The sequence below is a fragment of the Dactylosporangium sp. NPDC051485 genome (assembly GCF_040682015.1).
Lineage (GTDB): Bacteria > Actinomycetota > Actinomycetes > Mycobacteriales > Micromonosporaceae > Dactylosporangium.
In genome coordinates this window covers 1-19,180 of the sequence record NZ_JBFAZW010000027.1, presented here as the reverse complement: position 1 = coordinate 19,180, position 19,180 = coordinate 1, and the positions used below count along the sequence as shown (strand labels likewise).

Here is a 19,180-nt window from a genome sequence, read left to right as displayed (position 1 = left end):
GCCGGTTCACAGCGCCCCCAGCAGGGCGGCCAGGTCGGCCGGGCGGCTGAACATCGGCCAGTGCCCGGTGGGCAGCTCGTGCAGCCGGTACGCGCGGCGATCCAGCCCGGCGAAGAACGGGTGCCCGGCCGCGATCATCCCCTCGACCGCCGCCCTGGTGAACGTGTTGAGCACCAGCTCGGTCGGCGGCTGCTCGGGCGCGCGCAGCCGCAGCGGCTCGGCGACGGTGGCCCAAGGGTGCGGGGTGGCCCGCTCGCGGATCCAGGCCGACCTGCCCTCCAGGCCGGCGAAGAGGGCCGGGTCGTCGGCCGGGTCGAACGACGGCGGCGCGACGTCCTCCTCGCCGGCCGGGTCGGAGAAGTCGGCCTGGCGGGTGCCGTCCGGGACGGGGCCGCTGTCGACGTACACCACGCGGGAGACCCGGCCGGGCAGCCGCTCGACCGCGCCCCGCACCGGGAACCCGCCGTAGCTGTGCCCGACCAGCGTCACCGCCGCCCGGTCGCCGGCCGCCGCGACGACGTCCTCGATGTGCGACTCCAGCGTCGCGGCGCCCGCCTCGGCCCGCCGCTCGGCCAGCCCGCCCAGCGTCACCGCGGTCACGTCGTGCCCGGCCGCGCGCAGTGGCTCCGCCACCGCGTCCCACGCCCAGCCGCCCAGCCACATGCCCGGCACCAGGATGAAGTTCGTCATGCCCCGACGCTACGATCGAATCAGGGCGAGATCCGTCCTGATGCAGCGCCCATCCGGAGTGGCCCGTGTCACAGTCGACGGGCAACGTGCTCGCCCTGCTCGAGATGCTCCAGGCCCGGCCCGGGCTGACCGGCCCGCAGCTGGCCGAGCGGCTCGGCGTCGACCAGCGCACCGTGCGCCGCTACGCCGCCGCCCTGGCCGGCCTCGGCCTGCCGGTGCAAGCCGGCCGCGGACGCTACGGCGGCTACCGCCTCGCCCCCGGCTACCGGCTGCCGCCGCTGATGCTCGCCGACGACGAGGCCGTGGCCGTGGTGCTCGGCCTGCTCGCCGCCGAGCGGCTGGGCCTCGGCATCGCCGCGCCCGCCCGGGAGACGGCGCTGGCCAAGATCGAGCGGGTGCTGCCCGACGCCCTGCGCGAGCGGGTCCGGGCGGTGCGCGCCACCCTGGGCTTCACCCAGCCGCCGAAGGAGCCGGTCGCGGTCGAGGCCCGGCACCTGCTCACCCTCGGCGAGGCGGCGCGGGACCGGCGGCGGGTGACGCTGTCGTACCGCTCGTGGCGCGGCGAGGAGACCGCGCGCGCCTTCGACCCCTACGGCCTCGTCTTGCACGCCGGCCGCTGGTACACCACCGGCCTCGACCACCTCCGCGGCGAGCCCCGCACGCTGCGGCTGGACCGCATCGGGACCGTCGCGCTGGGTCAGGACCGCTTCGAGCCCCCGCCGGAGTCCTTCGACCCGGTCGGGCACGTCGTGGCGGGGCTGGCCGCGGTGCCGTACCGGCACGAGGTCGAGGTCCTGCTGCGGGCCGGCGCCGCCGAGGTCCGCCGCCGCATCCCGGCCACCGTCGGCGCCGTCGAGCCGGCCGGGGACCGCGCCCGGCTGACCTGCCGGGCCGAGCACCTCGACGGCATGGCCCGGATGCTCGCCGGCCTGGGCTGGGAGTTCGAGATCGTCCGCCCGGACGCCCTGCGCGACGAGGTGGCCGCGCTGGCCCGCTACCTGAGCGGGGTGGCCGGCCGGTAGGACTCGCCGTGCGCGTCGGCGCAGTGCCGGTCGTCGGCCGCGACCGCCGCCGCGGTGGTGGCGTGGTCGACCTGCAGGGTCGAGTGCGTGATGCGGTACTCCCGGCGCAACAACCCCTCGATCGCCGCCCGCACCCGGTGGCAGTCGCGCCCCTCGGCCACCAGCACGTGGGCCGACAGCGCCGGCTCGCCCGAGGTGATCTGCCAGACGTGCAGGTCGTGCACCTCGACCACGTCCGGCACGCCGGCCAGCCGCGACCCGAGCGCCGGCGGGTCGATCCCGGTCGGCGCCGCCTCCAGGAAGATCCGCCCGGACGCCCGCACCAGCCCGACACCGGCCCGCACCATGAGCGCCACCACCAGCAGCGTCGCGATCGGGTCGGCCCGGGTGAACCCGGTGAGCACCATGACCAGCCCGGCCGCCGCCGTCGCGATGAACGCGAACAGGTCGTTGACGACGTGCTGGAACGCCCCTTCGACGTTGAGGCTGCGCCGGTTCGCCTTGCTCATCGCCCACGCCGCCGCGAGGTTGACCCCGATCCCCGCGATCGCCGTGACCAGCACCGGCAGCCCGACGACGGCCGGCGGTTCGATCAGCCGCCGCACCGCCTCGACGGCGAGCACCGCCCCGAGGATGAGCATGGTGATCCCGTTCGCCTGCGCGGAGAGGATCTCGGCCCGCTTCAGCCCGAAGGTGTACCCCCCTTTGGGCGGCCGCGCCGCGAGCCGCATGGCCACGAGCGCCAGCCCGATCGCCCCGGCGTCGGTGAGCATGTGCGCGGCGTCGGACAGCAGCGCCAGCGAGCGGGCCAGCAGGCCGACGACCACCTCGCCGGCCATGAAGGCGCCGATCAGCCCGAGCGCCAGGCTGAGCCAGCGCCGGTCGGCGTCGCGCTCCACCCCGTGGTGGTGCCCGTGCTCCCCGTGTTCCCCGTGTTCCTGGTGGTCGTGCGGGTGGCTGCGGTGCTCGTCGTGGTGGTCACTCACGCTTCAAGACTCTCCCATGCGTACCAGGCCGCGGGCACTACTGCGCGGTTCCGTTCCCCGGTCCACACCGCGAAAGAGATCAACCGGGCCGCCGATGCGCCGATGGTGCGCGCATGACCCACCGCCGTCGTGCTTACCGACTCCTGGCACTGCTCGCCCTCGCCATCCAGGGGGCGTTCCTCCTGGTCGGCGCGGCGCCGGCCGAGGCGGCGGGGCCCAGCGCGGTGATCACCGACGCCGGCTGCGTCACGACCTCGCTCGGCCGCTCCGACGACGGCTCGTCGGACGAGGTCCCGCTCGGGTTCTCGGTCAACTACTTCGGCAGGACGTACGGCGGCATGTTCGTCAACAACAACGGCGACGTCTCGTTCGGCTCCGCCTACTCCGGCTACTCCGGCCTGAACCTCTCGGCGTTCGGCACCCCGATCGTCGCGGTCGCGTTCTACGACGTCGACACCCGCGCGCCCGCCTCCACCCCGGTCTCCTACGGCCCGGTCACCTACGCCGGCCGGCCCGCCTACTGCGTGAACTGGGTCAACGTCGGCTACTACAGCAACGGCGGGGACCGGCTCAACAGCTCCCAGCTGCTGCTGGTCGACCGGTCGGACACCGGGGCGGGCAACTTCGACATCGTCATGAACTACGACCGGCTGGTCTACGAGCCCCCGGGCGGCCTGACCGTGGGCTACTCCAGCGGTACCGCGGCCTCCACCTACGTCTACCCGGGCTCCGGCGTGGACGGCGCGCTCGTCGACGCCAACACCTCGACCGGGCTCGTGCACAACTCGGGCGCCAGCGCCCAGCGCGGACGGTACGTGTACCAGGTGCGCGGCGGCCGGCCGAGCCCGCCCGGCGGGCAGTTCATCGACTTCCCGGCGATTGCCGACGTCACGTACGGCGTCGCCCCGTTCCCGGTCGGCCCGGCCGCCTCGTCCGGCCTGCCGGTGTCGCTCGCCGCGTCCGGCGCGTGCACGGTGTCCGGCTCGACCGTCACCGTCACCGCCGGCGGCACCTGCACGCTGACCGCGAGCCAGGACGGCGACGGCACCTACACCGCGGCCGCCCAGGTCACCCGTGCGTTCCAGGTCGGCAAGGCGCCGGTGCCGGTGTCGCTGGCCGGGCTGGGGCAGACGTACGACGGCACCGAGCGCAAGGTCACCGCGGTCGCCGGCCCCGACCCGGGCAACGGCGCGACGACGGTCACCTACGACGGCTCCACGACCGCGCCGACCGCCGCCGGCAGCTACGCCGTGCAGGCCACGTACTCCTCCGCCACGCACGCCGGCAGCGCGTCCGGCACGCTCGTGGTGGCCAAGGCGGCGCAGACCATCACCTTCCCCGAGCTGCCCGGCCGCACCTTCGGCGACAACCCGGTCCGCCTGGCCGCCTCCACCGCCGCCGGGCTGCCCGTCGCCTACACCGCCGCCGGCCCCTGCACGGTGGCCGGCGCCACGCTGAGCATCACCGGCGCCGGCCAGTGCACCGTCACCGCGGCGCAGGGCGGCGACGCCAACCACACCGCCGCCGCACCCGTCTCGCGCTCCTTCGCCGTGGCCAAGGGCGCCGTCACGATCGCGCTGACCGGGCTGTCGCAGGTGTACAGCGGCACCGCCCGCGAGGTGCAGGCGGCCGTCGATCCCGCCGGCGCCGGCACCGTGCGCATCACCTACGACGGGTCGCCCACCCCGCCCACCGTGGCCGGGACCTACCACGTCGTGGTGCGCGTGGACGGCCCGAACCGCGAGGGCCTGCTCGAGGCGACGCTGAGCATCGCCAAGGCGCCGCAGCAGGTCGAATTCGCCGAGCTGGCCGCCGCGACGTTCGGCGACGCCCCGCGCCCGGTGGCGGCCACCGCGTCGTCCGGGCTGCCGGTGCGTTTCACCGCGACCGGCAGCTGCGGGCTGCGCGACGGCGCGCTCGCGTTCGCGCGCGGCGGCGAGTGCGCCGTCACCGCGCACCAGGACGGCGACGCGAACCGGCTCGCGGCGCCCGGCGTGGTCCGCACCATCGACGTGGCCCGGGCCGTGCAGGAGCTGCGCCTGAGCGCGCCCGGCGCCCTCACCGTCGGCGGGGCCGCGGGCGCGCTCACCGCCGAGTCCAGCGCCGGGCTGCCGGTCCGGGTGACCACGGCCGGCGGCTGCGAGCTGCGCACCGAGGGCGGCGCCGGCACCCTCGCGCCGGTGCACGCCGGGGACTGCACGGTCACCGCCGCCCAGCCGGGCGACGACTCCTACCTGCCGGCGGCCACCGCGACCGCCACGGCCCGGGTCGCCCGGGGCGCGGCGACGCTGCACGTGCGCGACCTGTCCCAGGCGGCCGACGGCGGGCAGCACGCGGCCGCGGTGAGTACCACGCCGCCCGGGCTCGCCGGCGTCGCCGTCACCTACAACGCCTCCGGCACGGCACCGCGCAAGCCCGGCACCTACCGGGTCGTCGCCACGCTGGACAACCCCGACTGGGTCGCGGCGCCCGTGGTCGCGCGGCTGACCCTCGCGCAGCCCGCCCCGGCGCCGGTGCGCAACCCGATCACCGGCACCCGGCCGCAGCTGGCCCCGAACGCGGCGCTGTCCATGGTCGGCGGCACGACGTCCGCGATCACCCGCGCCCCCGACCAGGGCGGCGGGCTGAAGCTGACCGGCTCCGGGTTCACCGCCGCGGTCGCCGCGCTCAGCGCGAGCCGGGTCCGGCAGCCGCTGGACGCCGACGGCAGGCTCGTCGTCGACCGCAAGCACGAGGTGCTCGTCGCGATGACCGGATTCGCCGCCAACACCCGTGCGGACGTGTGGCTCTTCTCCGACCCGGTGCTCGTCGGGCGCGTCACCGCCGGCGCCGACGGCTCGGTGAACGCCACGCTGCCGGTGCCCGCGTCGCTGCCGGTCGGCGAGCACACGCTGCAGGTCAACGGGCTCACCGCGGACGGTCGGCAGCGATCCCTCGCCGTCGGGCTGGTGCTCGTCGATGCGCCGGGCACCCCGACGCCGGCCGCCTCCACCCCGGCGGAGCCGAACGACGTCCCGGCTGTCCCGCCCGGGCCGGCGAAGACCACCGCGCCCGCGCCGCCGGCGAGCGCCGACCCGCTGGACCGGTTGCCGGTGTACGTCCCGGCCGCCCACGCCGCCGCCGTGCTGAACACCGGCGTCGCCGGGTTCACCCTGCTGGCCGTCTCGGCCGGCGCGGGTGCCGGCGCGGCCGCGCACAAGACCAGCCGGCGCAAGGGCGGGAAGATCAGCTCCGGCTCCTCGAAGTTCTTCAAGGAGCGCTGGGACGGCACCGGCCCCGGCGACCGCTCGTTCACCTGGCGGCTGCTGCCGACCGGATGGCTGGACCGGCAGAGCCTCGCGTGGCCGCAGCGGGTGGCGCCGTACTCGCCGTTGCTCGGCCGGATCCTCGGCGACGGCTCCTACCTGCGCTCGATGCTCGGCGCCGGCTGGTGGGCGGTCCCCGCGGCCGGTGCGGTGCTCGGCGCCGTGGCCGCGGTGCAGAGCCACGGCTCGCCGCTGCCGTCGGCCGGGATCATGCTCGCGCTCGTGGTGCTGGGCATCCTGGACGCGTTCGCCGGCCTCGCCGCCGCCGTCGTGTTCGGCGCGTCCGTGCTCGCCTCCGGCGGCGTCACCTCGGCCGACGGGCTGCGCCTGCTGCTCGGCGTCTGCGCCATGTGGTTCGCCATCGCCCTGCTCGCCGGCGTCGTCCGGCCGTTCCGCCGGCCCCCGGCTGAGCGCGCGCTGGACTGGTGGACCCGCGGCGCCGACGTGCTCATCGCGTCGCTCATGGGCGGCTGGGCCGTGCAGAAGGCCGTGGGCGCGCTGTCCGGGCTGGCCGGGCACCACCTGCCGATCACGGCGTCGGCCGACCGGATCGCGCTGGCCGCACTCGTGACCATCGCCGGGCGGATCGCCCTGGAGACCGTGGCGGCGTGGGCGTACCCGCAGCGGCTCGGCGAGGTGCGCCCGGAGAAGCTGCCGAAGCCGGGCGCCGTGCAGCGGCTCGCCGCCATCGGCCTGCGGACCGCGGTGTTCGTCTTCGTGTCCGTCTCGTTCCTGGGCGCGCCCTGGCAGCTGTGGGCCGGCACCGTCCTGTTCATCGTGCCGCAGGTGCTCAGCGTGTACGAGGACAAGTTCCCGAACCGGCCGAAGCTGTTCCGCGTCCTGCCGAAGCGGATCGTGAAGACGGTCTTCATGATCTTGATCGGCACGCTGGCCAGCCTGGCCCTGGCCAAGCTGATCCACGACCCGGAGTCGCGCATCGTCAACGGCTTCGTCCTGCTGACCCTGCCCGGCCTGGCCTTCTCGCTCATCGAGCTCTTCGGCCGCGAGGGCGAGACGAAGGAGCAGAGCTGGCCCCGCGAGCTCGCCGGCGGCGCGGTGGTGGCGATCGGCATCGTGGCGGCCCTGGGGGTGTTCTCGTAGCGGACGAGCCGCTATTCGCTGCCCTCAGAAGGCTCCGGAGGCGGCGGCGGGGGCAGCGCCGGGAGCAGGGCGCACTGGGCCTCCGCGTCGGTGAGCACCTCCTCGCCGGCCGCCGCCCAGACCGCGGAGGGCAGCAGCGGCGAGGCGTCGAACAGCAGCGGCCGCACGCGCCCCGACCTGTCCCGCAGCACGCCCACGGTCGTGGACGGGCGGTAACCGTCCACGACGCCCACGACAGCCAGCCGAGTCTGGTACTGCTGGAGGCATGCTGCTACAGGACAAGGTTGCGATCGTCTATGGAGGCGCGGGGTCGGTCGGCGGCGCGATCGCCCGCGCGTACGCGAGGCACGGTGCGGTGGTGCACCTCGCCGGGCGGACCGAGGCGACGCTGCGCGACGTGGCCGGCGAGATCGCCGCCGCCGGCGGCGAGGCCCACGTGGACGTCGTCGACGCGCTCGACGAGCGGGCCGTGGACGAGCACGTCGAGCGCGTCGTGGCGCGCTCGGGCCGGCTCGACGCGTCGGTCAACGTCATCTCCGACCGGGACGTGCAGGGCACGCCGATGGTCGAGATGAGCGTCGAGGACTACCTGTCGCCGGTGGTCACGGCGGTGCGGTCCAAGTTCCTCACCGCCCGCGCCGCCGCTCGCGTCATGGTGCCGCGGCGTTCGGGCCTCATCCTGTACTTCGGGGGCCGATTCGACTGGACCGTGTGCCGCCGGTTCAGCGTCGGCGGCCTGGGCGTCATGTTCGACGCGGTCGAGTCGATGCGGCGGCAACTCGCCGCCGAACTGGGCCCGCACGGCATCCGCGTGGTCACGCTGCACACCGGCGGGCTGCCGGAGACCATCCCGGACGACTTCGCCGGGCGGGACGAACTCGTCAAGGCACTGACCGACTTCACCATCTCCGGCCAGCCGGCCACCCTGGCCGACGTCGGCGAGGTCGCCGCCTTCGCCGCATCAGACCTGGCCCGCACCGTCACCGGCGCCTCGATCAACATCTCCGCGGGCGCCGCCTTCGACTAGTCGATCATTGCAAGAACTTGCCGTTCTTCCAGGAGATTGCCCCAGCTCGGGCCGCTTCATCGGCGATGAGCTGGGGTGATTTCTGCAAGAACCTTGACAAGCATGAATGAGGACGGCCACTCTTCCTCCACGCGTTGCAACGCCTTGTCTCCGCCGGCCGCCACCGATTCGCAGAGTGCAAGGAGTACCCCACCATGCCCCGCCGCAGACGTGCCTGGATCGTCATACTGTCCCTGCTCGCCGCGCTACTGCCGGCCCGCGCCTTCGCGGCCGGCGGCAATGCGCTGACCGTCTACTACAAGCCGCCCGCCGCCTGGAGCGCCGTCAACGTGCACTGGGCGCCCAATGGCGGTGCCTGGACCGCCGTGCCCGGCCAGCCGATGTCGGCCGCGAGCTGCGCCGGCTGGTACACCCGCACGCTCGACCTTGGCTCCGCCACCGGCGCCCAGCTGACGTTCAACAACGGGTCGGGCACCTGGGACAATCATTCGGGGGCGAACTACTCCGTCGGCGCCGGGATCGTGGCGATCACGAATGGCAACATCGGTACCGCCAATCCCTGCTCCGCACCGCCGACGTCTCCGCCGCCGGGCGGCAACACCGCCACGGTCTTCTACTCGACCGCCGGTAAGACGTGGCCGACGGTGAACATCCACTACGCGCCCGACGGCGAGGCCTGGACCGCCGTGCCGGGCGTGCCGATGAACGAGACCGCGTGCGCCGGCTGGACCAAGAAGACCGTCCAGCTGGGCGCGGCCACCGGCATGCAGGCCGTGTTCAACAACGGATCCGGCGTGTGGGACAACAACAACGGTAACAACTACCGCATCGCCGCGGGCACCACGCGGGTCGCGGGCGGGGTCGCCACCGGCAACGCGTCCGATCCGTGCACCGCGGTGCCGCCGGACACCACGCCACCGAGCGCGCCGGGCAACCTCACCGCCACCGTGGACCACGTGACGGTCACCCTCGGCTGGGGTGCCTCGAGCGACGACCGGGGTGTCACGGGGTACCAGGTGACGAGGAACCCGGGCGGGAACGTCCTGACGACGTCCACCAACGCCTACATCGACGGCAGCCTGGCCCCGCACACCACCTACTCCTACTCGGTCCGCGCGGTCGACGCCGCCGGCAACCTCTCCGCCGCCAGCGCGACCGTCACCGTCACGACCGGCGACGCGCCGCCGCTGCCGCCCGGCGGTGCGATGCTCGGCGGTGACCCGCGCAAGGAGAGCATCTACTTCGTGCTCACCGCCCGCTTCTACGACGGTGACACGTCCAACGACCGCGGCGGCAACCAGCACGTCCGGTCGGGCAACGCGGCCAACAACGACCCGATGTTCCGCGGGGACTTCAAGGGCCTCGTCGACCGCCTCGACTACATCAAGGGCCTCGGCTTCTCCGCCATCTGGATCACGCCGGTCGTGCTCAACCGCTCCGACTACGACTACCACGGGTACCACGGCTGGGACTTCTACCGCGTCGACCCGCGCCTGGAGTCGCCGGGTGCGACCTACCAGGACCTCATCAACGCCGCGCACGCCAAGGGCCTGAAGATCTACCAGGACGTGGTCTACAACCACAGCTCCCGCTGGGGCGCCAACGGGCTGTTCGTGCCGACCGTGTGGGGCGCCCGCGACGGGCAGTGGGACTGGATGTACAGCGAGAAGGTCCCCGGCGCGGTCTACGACCCGATGCAGGAGAACTCGCTCGGCCGCGCCTACAACGGCGACCTGTGGTCCAGCACCGCCCCGCCCGGCAACACGTGCCCGAACTACGGCCTGCCGAACGGGCAGTTCAGCCCGGAGGGGTACACCATCCACAGCTGCCAGTGGCCGAGCCCGACCGCGAAGATGTTCCCGGCCGACCTCTACCACCAGTGCTGGATCGGCAACTGGGAGGGCGAGGACGCCCGCTCCTGCTGGCTGGCCGACGACCTCGCCGACTTCAACACCGAGAACCCCAGGGTCCAGCAATACCTCATCGGGGCGTACAACAAGTACATCGACATGGGCGTGGACGGCTTCCGCGTCGACACCGCCGTCCACATCCCCCGGGTGACGTGGAACCGCCGCTTCCTGCCGGCCCTGCAGCAGCACCTGATCCAGAAGTACGGCGAGCAGAAGGCCAAGGACTTCTACGTCTTCGGCGAGGTCGCGGCGTTCGTGAACGACAAGTGGAACCGCGGCTCGGTCAACCACTCGGCCCAGTTCTACACGTGGAAGGAGCGCAAGTCCTATGTGGACGATGACGTCCAGGCCGCGCTCGACCAGTACAACTACGAGGAGCAGCAGGGCCCGGGCAACCAGCCGACGAGCACCAACGCGTTCCTCAACGGCAACGACTACCACACCCCGGACCGTTCGCAGTTCTCCGGCATGAACATCATCGACATGCGGATGCACATGAACTTCGGCGACGCCCCGAACGCCTTCCGCAACGGCGCCGACTCCGACGACTCGACCAACGACGCCACGTACAACGCGGTCTACGTCGACTCCCACGACTACGGCCCGAACAAGAGCTCCAACCGCTACGCCGGCGGCACCGACGCCTGGGCCGAGAACATGTCCCTGATGTGGACCTTCCGCGGCGTACCGGTCCTCTACTACGGCTCCGAGATCGAGTTCCAGGCCGGGAAGCAGATCGACTGCGGCCCGAGCTGTCCGCTGGCGACCACCGGCCGCGCCTACTACGGCGACCACATCACCGGCACGGTGACCGCGCCGGACTACGGCGTGGTCAGCTCGTCCTCCGGCGCCGTGGCCACCACGCTGTCCCAGCCGCTGGTCAAGCATCTCCAGCGCCTGAACCAGATCCGCCGCGCCGTCCCGGCCCTGCAGATGGGCCAGTACTCGACGGCCGGCGTCACGGGCAGCCAGATCGCCTACAAGCGCCGCTACACCAGCGGCTCGGTGGACAGCTTCGTGCTGGTGACCGTCTCCTCGACCGCCACCTTCACCGGCATCCCGAACGGCGTCTACACCGACGCCGTGACGGGCGACGTGCAAACCGTCACCAACGGGGTGCTGACCGCCACCGTCAACGCCAAGGGCGACCTGCGCGCCTACGTCCTGTCCCTGCCGGGCAACCCGGCCCCGGGCAAGGTCGGCACGGACGGCCCGTACCTGCGCTGACCCGGGCCGCGGCTCAGCCGGCCGCCTCGCCGAATTCGGTCGGGGCGGCCGGTCCGCGCGCGAACGTCCCGTCGACGAACGGGACGAGGTCCTCGGGCACCGGCTCGCACATCGGCCCGGCGGTGCGGATGGTCACTGGTCACTTCCGCGCAGCAGGCCGGACAGCACGGCCCGGATCGTGCGTTCGAACAGGTCCTGGTCCTGCTGGGCCGCGGGGTCGGTGGCGGCCGAGGTCATGGCGGCGACCAGGTTCGGGTACGGCGTGAAGTCCAGCCCCGCGAAGCCGCCGGCCTGGGGCTGCCGGCGGGCGAAGAGCGTCACGATGCCGGTCAGCATCGCGATGGCCTCGAACCTCGCGGTCACCGGGCACGACAGCGGGGCGACCACGCCCAGGCAGTGGTCGAAGTAGGCGAGGGAGTTCGGGCCCAGGCCGGAGGAGTGCTGGATGGCCTCCGTCAGCCACGGGTGGCGCTGGTGCATGGCCAGCTGGGCCCGGGCCACGGCGACCAGGGCGTCGAGCGGGTCGGCGGCGGACGGGAACGGGCGTAGCTCGGCCACCACCGCGTCCGACATCAGGTCGAGCAGGTCGTCGCGGGAGGACAGGTAGCGGTACAGCGAGCCGGCGGCCGTGCCCAGGCGGGCCGCGACCGCGCGCATGGAGACGGCGGCCAGGCCGTCGGCGTCGGCCAGGGCGACGGCGGCCTCGACGATCTCCTCCCGGCTGTGCGACGGAGTCGGGCCGCGGGTTCCCCGCTGCGGCCGCTGGAAGATCGACTGGTGTTCCGCCACCCCACCACTGTAAACAGCGAACGGTGTTTGCATATCGGAGGGGATGGCAGTTGCCTGCGCGTTAATGTCGGATGCTGTGGCGGTGGACATCGGCGGCACGTGGACCCGGGTGGGACCGGCGCGGTTTCGCACGCTCCCGCAGTACCGCCGCCAGATCGACATGATCGCGGACGCCGTGCCGCCGGGCAACGATCCGGTCGGGGTCTCGTTCGGCGGGCGCGTCACCGCCACGGGCGAGGTGCGGGTCGCGCTCAACCTGCGCGGCTACGAGGGCCGCCCGCTCGCCGCCGACCTGGTCGCGGCCCTGGGCCGGCCGGTGCGGGTGGCCCACGACGCCACCTGCGGCCTGATCGGCGAGGCTCGCGAGGGCGCCCTGCGCGGCTTCGAGCGCTGCGGCTACCTGACCCTGTCCACCGGGGTCGGCGCGGCGCTGCGGCTGGGCGGCGTGCACCTCACCACCGAGGCCGGCCACCAGCTGGTCGCGGGCAACGACCTGCGGTGCGACTGCGGCCAGACCGGCTGCCTGCAGACGCTGACCGGCGGCGCCGCCCTCGCCAGGCGTCTGGGCCGCCCCCTGGAGTCCGTCACGGACGAGGGTTTCTGGGTTTCGTACGCCGGGAGCCTCGCTCCCGGCGTGGCCAACTTCGCGCTGACGGCCGGACTGGAGGCGGTCGCCCTGGGTGGCGCCATCGCCCTGAACCCGCTGCTGTGGCCGCCGCTGCGCGAGTCCCTCGCCCGGATCCTGACCTACCAGCGGGTGGCGGTGGTCCCGGCCGCGCTGGGCGAGGACGCACCCCTGCGCGGCGCCGAAGCGCTGCCCGATCTGCCGCCCGATTCGATACTGCACTGATCACGACCGTCGGGCCGGTGCAGCGGCTCGAAGCCGTAGCCGTGCTCGGCCAGCAGGCCGGCTGCCGGCGGCCTCGGGCGCATCGAGGAGCCGGGCGGTCCGGCGGGCGTTGCGGGTGACCCGGGTGGCCGGCGGGCGTGATCAGCGAGGCATTTTCGTCACCGATGCGGCAACCGGCGGCCCGGTGGCGCACAATCCAGCGGGTGGTGAACACGCTGACGATCGACTGTGGCGGAGGCGGCCTCAAGGCGGCCGTGGTCGACGACTCCGACGCGTTGGCCGGGGGACCGATCCGGATCCCGACGCCGTATCCGTTCCCGCCCGAGCGGTTCATCCGGGCCGTGCTCGACATCGAGGCCCAGCTGCCCCCGGCCGACCGGGCCACGATTGGGCTGCCCGGCATGATCCGTCACGGCCGGGTGGTGGCCACGCCGCACTACGTCACCAAGGCCGGCCCGCACACCGCGGTCGACCCGGCCCTGTACGCCGCCTGGACCGGCTACGACGCGCGGGCCGCGCTGTACCGGGCGCTGGACCGGCCGGTGCTCGTGCTCAACGACGCCGAGGTGCACGGGGCCGCCCTGGTCGACGGCACCGGCCTCGAGCTGGTGATCACCCTCGGCACCGGGCTGGGCAACGCGCTCTTCGACGACGGGGTGCTCGCGCCGCACCTGGAGCTCTCGCACGGCCCCATCCGGCGCAAGCGCACCTACGACACGTACATCGGCGAGATCCAGCGCCGGGAGCTGGGCAATGCCCGGTGGTCGCGGCGGGTGCGGCGGGTGGTGGAGGGGCTGCGGCCGGTGTTCCACTGGGATCGGCTCTACATCGGCGGCGGGAACTCGGCGCTGATCGACGCCGGGACGGTGGCCGCGCTCGGCCCGGACGTGACGATCGTGCCCAACACCGCCGGCGTGCTCGGCGGGGCGCGGGCCTGGAAGCTGATGGGTGCATGACCGGCCCGGAGCCGGCACCATCCTGGGCGAGGCGACCGGGGCGGACCCGGCGGCCTGTGCGGAGGCCCTCGCCGCGGCCGGCGGCGACCTGCGCACCGCCCTGGTCGTGCTGCTGACCGGCGTGACGTCGCAAGAGGCGCGGCCTCGCTGGAGGCCGCCGGTGGAAGCGTCCGGGCGGTGACATCCGGGCGGATATGACGGAAAAATCCGTTACGTCCGATTAGGGTGGCTGGGTGCTCGCGTTCAGTGACTCCGAACTGCTGCTCGACACCGCCCGCGGGCCGGTCGCGGCGCTGCGGGCGCTGCCGCCGCCGGACGCGGACCGGGGCGCCGCCGTCGTGCTGTGTGCGGGCGTGGTCGGCTCCAAGGAGGACTTCGGGCCGGTGCTGCCGAGCCTGGCCGCGGCCGGGTACCACGCCTACGCCTACGACTACCACGGCCACTACGCGGAGCTGCCCGGCGAGTCCCCGGACCGGCACACCATCGAGCGGCACGGCGCCGACCTCGTGGCGCTGCTCGAGGGCCTCGGCCCACAGCGCCCGGTGCACCTCGTCGGGCACTCCTACGGCGGCTTCGTGGCCCGCGCCGCCGCCCTGGCCCGGCCCGACCTGCTGGCCTCGGTGACGCTGATCGGTGCCGGGCCCGGCATGGACAACGCCAAGCACCGCAAGCTGCTGTCCGGCTTCGACCACACGCTGCGGCTGCAGGGCTCGGCCGTCATGTGGCCGGTGGTGCGGCGGCTGGTGCCGGAGGGCGACGTGGCCCGCCGCGAGTTCTGGCGGCGCCGGCTGGCCGGGATGCGGCTGGCGTTCCTGCACGGGGCACTGCGCTCGCTCACCGTCGAGGGCGACCGCGGCGCCGACCTGCGCGCCACCCGGCTGCCGGTGCTGCTTTTGCACGGCCACCGCGACCAGCGCCTGTGGTCCGCCCGTGACTTCGCCGCCTACGCCGAACGGCTCGGCGCCGAGCTGGAGATCATCCCGGACGCCTCGCACAGCCCCAACCTGGAGCAGCCGGAGCGGACCGTCGCGGCGCTGCTGCGCTTCTGGGCCGGGGCCGAGCGGCGCGCGGCCGAGCGGCTGTTCCTGGATCTGGTCCGGCCCCGCGGCCTGCCCGACCCCTACGCCTCCTACCGGGCCCTGCGCGAGCGCACGCCGGTGCTGCGCATCGAGCTGCCGGGCAAGGCCGCCGCGGTGGTGCTCAGCCGGCACGCCGACGTGGCCCGGATGCTGCAGGAGCCCGGGTTCGTCAGCCCCGGCGAGGACCCGGCCCGGCTGACCCCGAACTGGCGGGACGTGCGGATCATCCGCTGTCTCTACCAGTCGTTCGGCTGGCGCGAGGGGACGGCCCACAGCGAGCTGCGCGCCGCGCTGGCCCGCCGGCTGGTGCCCCGGCGGGCCGAGGAGCTGCGCGAGAGCACGGCCGCGACCGCGGAGGAGTGCCTGGACGTGTTCGGCACCCAGCTGGCCGGCGGCGGCGTGGTCAACCTGGCCGAGGCGCTGGCCATCCCGTTCGCCTCGCTGGTCATCGGGCGGCTGCTGGACCTGCCCGACGCCGAGGCGCTGCGGCTGGGCGAGGCGGCCCGGGTGGCCTCGGCCGCCTTCGAGCCGTTCATGACCCCCCGCCAGCGCGGCGAGATGGCTGAGGCCGGAGAGCTCATCCTGGACGCGCTCGAGGCGCTGGCGGCCGATCGCCAGGACGGGCTTCTCGCGGTGGTACGGCGGCTGCGCCCGGACGCCGGCGAACAGTACCTCGGCGACCTCACCCTGCTCTTCGGCGCCGGCTACGACTCGCCCGCGAGCCTCGTCACCCTGGGGGCGCGGCTGCTGCTGGAGCACCCGGACCAGGCCGCGCTGGTGCGTGACGACGCCACCGCCGAGCGGGCCGTCGAGGAGATCCTGCGCTACGAGCCGCCGGTGCAGATCGCCGTGCGGATCGCGGCCGCGCCCGCCCACTTCGGCGACGTCGGGGTCGAGCCGGGCATGGCCCTGCTCGGGCTGGTCGGGGCGGCCAACCGGGATCCGGCGTACACCACGGATCCCGAGCGGTTCGACGTGCTGCGGCGGCCGGCCCGCGCGTCGCTGAGCTTCGGCGCCGGGCGGCACTTCTGCCCGGGCGCGGCGCTGGCCCGTATGCACGCCCAGGTGCTCTTCCCGCGGCTGCTGCGCCGGTTCCCGGGGCTGCGCCCGGCCGGACCGCCCCGCTTCCGCGCGCCCGGCACCATGCTGCGCGGCATCGAGGACCTGCCCGTCACCCTGGAGGCCTGACCCGTGCGCGTGCTCTTCACCATGAACCCGGCCCCGGGACACCTGTTCTCCATGGTGCCGCTGGCCTGGGCGCTGCACCTGCGCGGCGACCAGGTGCTCGTGGCCGTGCCGCAACCCCTGCACCAGCAGGTCCGCCGGGCCGGACTGACCGCCGCGGTGGTCGGCGGCGAGACCTCGTTCTTCGAGCTGTGGCCGACCGGGCTGGAGCTCGGCGGCAACGAGGAGCTCGACCTCGACGTCTTCGTGGCCATCGCCGAGCGCACCCGCGACGACGTCGACGCGCTGGTGCGGGCCTGGCGGCCCGACCTGGTCGTGACCGAGCCGGTGGAGTACTGCGGGCCGCTGGCCGCCACCCGGGCCGGCATCCCGTGGGTGCTGCAGCACTGGGGGCTGCCGGTGCCCGAGCCGCTGCACCGCTGCGCGCTGGCCCGCGTCGAGCCGAGGCTTTCCCGGTTGTACGGCGGGATCGCGGTCGACCCGCCCGCCCTCACGGTCGACACCTGCCCGCCGAGCCTGGGCGCGGTGGCGGGCGGGACGCCGATGCGGTACGTGCCCTACAACGCCGCCTGCACCGTCCCCGACTGGTTGCTGGAGCCGCCGCAGCGGCCGCGGGTGTGCGTGTCGATGGGCACCGTGCCGATCCCGGAGGGCGTCGACGGCCTCACCGCCGCCGTGCACGGCCTGAGCGACCTCGACGTGGAGGTGGTGGTCTCCGGCGCCGGGGTGCACGGCGTGACCGGCCTGCCGGGCAACGCGCGGCGCATCGGCTGGATCCCGCACAACCAGGTGCTGCCCTCGTGCGCGCTCTTCGTGCACCACGGCGGGTCGGGCAGCTCGATGGCGGCCCTGACCATCGGGCGGCCGCAGCTGCTCATGCCGCAGATGTGCGACCAGTTCGCGATCGCCGAGCGGCTCACCGAGGCCGGCGCGGCGCGGTGCGTGCCGTTTCGGGAGCGCTCGGCGGCCGCCGTGCGGATCGAGGCGGCGAAGCTGCTGTCGGACGACGGCTACCGGGCCCGGGCGGCCGCGCTGGCCGCCGAGATCGCCGCGATGCCCTCCCCGGCGTCGGTGGCCGACCGGCTCGCCGCGCTCGTCACCGCCTGACACCGCGGCCGGGCCCGCGGCGGCGAACCGCGCCGTCGTGCGACTTTGGTCGTACGACCTCGCGCAGACGACGCGGCCCGGTCGCGTGCCTAGCGTGGCTGAGCGTGACGAGGACTGTGGCGGTTCGGGCCGCCGATGTGGTGAAGGTGTACGGCACCGGGGAGACCGCGGTGCGGGCGTTGGACGGGGTGGGGGTCGAGTTCGCGGCGGGGGAGTTCACCGCCGTGATGGGCCCGTCGGGCTCCGGCAAGTCGACCCTCATGCACTGCCTGGCCGGGCTGGACGCGGTCGACGGCGGTTCGGTGCAGGTCGGCGGGGCCGAGCTGACCGGGCTGACGGACCGGGCGCTGACCCGGCTGCGGCGGGAGCGGATCGGCTTCGTGTTCCAGTCGTTCAACCTGCTGCCGACGCTCACCGCCGAGCAGAACATCACGCTGCCGCTGGACCTGGCCGGGCGTCGCCCCGACCCGGCCTGGATGCGCGAGCTGGTTGCCGCGCTCGGCCTGCAGGACCGGCTGGGGCACCGGCCGGGCGAGCTGTCCGGCGGGCAGCAGCAGCGGGTGGCGTGCGCGCGGGCGCTACTCGGCCGGCCCGACGTGGTCTTCGCCGACGAGCCGACCGGCAACCTCGACTCGCGCACCGGGGCCGGGGTGCTGGCGTTCCTGCGGCGCAGCGTGCGCGAGCTCGGGCAGACCATCGTCATGGTGACCCACGACCCGGTGGCCGCGGGCCACGCCGATCGGGCGGTCCTGCTGGCCGACGGCCGGATCGTGGACGAGATCCAGCAACCGGACCCGGAGTCGGTGCTGGCCGGTCTTCGTCGGCTGGGTGGTTGAGATGCGTGCGCTCGCGCTCTCCCGCCTGCGGGTCCGGCGGCTCGGGGCGACCCTGGTCGCGGTGGTCCTGGCCGTCGCGTTCGTCGCCGGGACGCTCATCTACCGCGACACTGCCCGGGGCGCGCTCTACGACGAGTACGCCCGCGGAGCCAGAAACGTCGGCGTGGCGCTCACCGCCCGCGGCGGCGCCCGCCTCGACCCGGCCGCGCTCGACGCCCTGCGCGCGGACGCCGGGGTGGCCGTGGCCGACGGGCGGATGGCCGCCCGCCTGCCGCTGCTGGACCGCAACGGCCGGATCGTCACCGACCTCGGCGAGCCCGGCTTCGCGGTGAACGCCGGCGCGGTCGCCGCGCTTCGCCCCTTCGACCTGCACGCCGGGCGGCTGCCCGAGCGCGACGGCGAGGCCGCGCTGGACGCCCGCACCGCGGCCCGGATCGGCGCGACGGTCGGCGCCGACGTGACCGTGGTCGACGCGGGGGAGACCCGCCGCCCGCTGCGCCTGGTCGGCCTCGTCGACGTCACCGGCGTCGGCGGGAGCGGGACGTCCACCGTGGTGCTCACCGACGCCGAGCTGACCCGGCTCACCGGCGAGCGCGGCTACCGGGAGGTGGTGGCGTCGCTGCGCCCGGGCGCGGACGCCGCCGCGGTGCGCGACCGCACCGCCCGCCTCGACCCGGCCGCGCGGGCCCGCACCGGCGAGCAGCTGCGCCGCGACCTGGCCCGGGAGGCATCCGGCCAGCTCGACGGGCTTCTCGTCGGCATCGCCCTGTTCGCCCTCGTGGCCGTGCTGGTCGCCGGGTTCGTCATCGTCAACACGTTCACGATCCTGATGGCCCAGCGGCTGCGGGAGACGGCGCTGCTGCGCTGCGTCGGCGCCGGGCGGGCCCAGGTCTTCCGGCTGGTGCTCGCCGAGGCCGCGCTCGTCGGCCTGGCCGGCGCGGCGGCCGGCACCGCGCTCGGGGTGCTCGTCGCGCTCGGCCTGTCCCGCCTGTCGCCGGTGCTCGGCCTGCCCGCCGGCCCGGTCGTGCTCGGCCCGCTGCCGCTGCTGGCCGGGCCCGCCCTCGGCGTGCTGGTCACCGTGGCCGCCGCCGTCGCGCCTGCGCTGCGGGC

Annotated in this window: 16 protein-coding genes; 11 read left to right on the top strand and 5 right to left on the bottom strand. The window is 74.5% G+C overall.

The genetic code is table 11. From position 1 onward, the window contains the following. Positions 1 to 6 precede the first annotated feature (6 nt). Positions 7 to 690 (bottom strand): alpha/beta hydrolase, encoded by a 684-nt coding sequence (locus AB0M46_RS17715; protein WP_363337134.1) that lies wholly within the window; start codon positions 688 to 690, stop codon positions 7 to 9. 65 nt (positions 691 to 755) lie between these two features. Between AB0M46_RS17715 and AB0M46_RS17710 the strand changes: the two genes are divergently transcribed. Next, positions 756 to 1,712 carry a YafY family protein gene (locus AB0M46_RS17710; protein WP_363337132.1) on the top strand — a complete coding sequence of 319 codons (957 nt, stop codon included), beginning with the start codon at positions 756 to 758 and terminating at the stop codon, positions 1,710 to 1,712. Here AB0M46_RS17710 and AB0M46_RS17705 read toward each other — a convergent pair. Beyond that, positions 1,685 to 2,698, bottom strand: coding sequence for a cation diffusion facilitator family transporter (locus AB0M46_RS17705; RefSeq protein ID WP_363337130.1), 1,014 nt, complete (start codon positions 2,696 to 2,698; stop codon positions 1,685 to 1,687). The genes AB0M46_RS17710 and AB0M46_RS17705 overlap by 28 nt on opposite strands. Before the next feature lie 113 nt (positions 2,699 to 2,811). Between AB0M46_RS17705 and AB0M46_RS17700 the strand changes: the two genes are divergently transcribed. Next, entirely contained in the window at positions 2,812 to 7,104 is a 4,293-nt protein-coding gene (locus tag AB0M46_RS17700; protein ID WP_363337128.1) for an MBG domain-containing protein, read from the top strand. 11 nt (positions 7,105 to 7,115) lie between these two features. Here AB0M46_RS17700 and AB0M46_RS17695 read toward each other — a convergent pair whose 3' ends face one another. After that, positions 7,116 to 7,328 carry a hypothetical protein gene (locus AB0M46_RS17695; protein ID WP_363337126.1) on the bottom strand — a complete coding sequence of 71 codons (213 nt, stop codon included), beginning with the start codon at positions 7,326 to 7,328 and terminating at the stop codon, positions 7,116 to 7,118. A gap of 41 nt (positions 7,329 to 7,369) precedes the next feature. Between AB0M46_RS17695 and AB0M46_RS17690 the strand changes: the two genes are divergently transcribed. Then, positions 7,370 to 8,131 carry an SDR family oxidoreductase gene (locus AB0M46_RS17690; protein ID WP_363337124.1) on the top strand — a complete coding sequence of 254 codons (762 nt, stop codon included), beginning with the start codon at positions 7,370 to 7,372 and terminating at the stop codon, positions 8,129 to 8,131. Positions 8,132 to 8,325: 194 nt separating this feature from the next. Further along, positions 8,326 to 11,268, top strand: a complete 2,943-nt coding sequence (locus AB0M46_RS17685; RefSeq protein WP_363337122.1) for a carbohydrate binding domain-containing protein — start codon at positions 8,326 to 8,328, stop codon at positions 11,266 to 11,268. 13 nt (positions 11,269 to 11,281) lie between these two features. Here AB0M46_RS17685 and AB0M46_RS17680 read toward each other — a convergent pair whose 3' ends face one another. Together AB0M46_RS17680 and AB0M46_RS17675 are read right to left on the bottom strand one after the other, a co-directional pair. Continuing rightward, a complete protein-coding gene (locus AB0M46_RS17680; RefSeq protein ID WP_363337120.1) occupies positions 11,282 to 11,404 on the bottom strand; it encodes a hypothetical protein in 123 nt (40 codons plus the stop codon). After that, positions 11,401 to 12,057, bottom strand: coding sequence for a helix-turn-helix domain-containing protein (locus tag AB0M46_RS17675; RefSeq protein ID WP_363337118.1), 657 nt, complete (start codon positions 12,055 to 12,057; stop codon positions 11,401 to 11,403). Before AB0M46_RS17675 ends, AB0M46_RS17680 begins: the two co-directional genes overlap by 4 nt. A 76-nt stretch (positions 12,058 to 12,133) precedes the next feature. Between AB0M46_RS17675 and AB0M46_RS17670 the strand changes: the two genes are divergently transcribed. From AB0M46_RS17670 to AB0M46_RS17640, 7 genes are all read left to right on the top strand, one after another. Beyond that, positions 12,134 to 12,907: an ROK family protein gene (locus tag AB0M46_RS17670; RefSeq protein ID WP_363337117.1), complete on the top strand. Its 774-nt coding sequence runs from the start codon at positions 12,134 to 12,136 to the stop codon at positions 12,905 to 12,907. Between the two features lie 203 nt (positions 12,908 to 13,110). Further along, complete coding sequence (locus AB0M46_RS17665; protein WP_363337115.1) at positions 13,111 to 13,863, top strand: ROK family protein; 753 nt, start codon at positions 13,111 to 13,113, stop codon at positions 13,861 to 13,863. Continuing rightward, positions 13,856 to 14,044 (top strand): hypothetical protein, encoded by a 189-nt coding sequence (locus AB0M46_RS17660; RefSeq protein WP_363337113.1) that lies wholly within the window; start codon positions 13,856 to 13,858, stop codon positions 14,042 to 14,044. The genes AB0M46_RS17665 and AB0M46_RS17660 overlap by 8 nt, the downstream gene beginning before the upstream one ends. A gap of 52 nt (positions 14,045 to 14,096) precedes the next feature. Next, positions 14,097 to 16,130 (top strand): alpha/beta fold hydrolase, encoded by a 2,034-nt coding sequence (locus AB0M46_RS17655; protein ID WP_363337112.1) that lies wholly within the window; start codon positions 14,097 to 14,099, stop codon positions 16,128 to 16,130. A gap of 3 nt (positions 16,131 to 16,133) precedes the next feature. Then, a complete protein-coding gene (locus tag AB0M46_RS17650; protein WP_363337110.1) occupies positions 16,134 to 17,234 on the top strand; it encodes a nucleotide disphospho-sugar-binding domain-containing protein in 1,101 nt (366 codons plus the stop codon). A gap of 104 nt (positions 17,235 to 17,338) precedes the next feature. Continuing rightward, positions 17,339 to 18,070, top strand: a complete 732-nt coding sequence (locus AB0M46_RS17645) for an ABC transporter ATP-binding protein (RefSeq protein WP_363337108.1) — start codon at positions 17,339 to 17,341, stop codon at positions 18,068 to 18,070. A gap of 1 nt (position 18,071) precedes the next feature. Then, positions 18,072 to 19,180, top strand: a 1,109-nt coding sequence (locus tag AB0M46_RS17640) for an ABC transporter permease (protein WP_363337106.1), incomplete at its 3' end; no start/stop codon positions are given.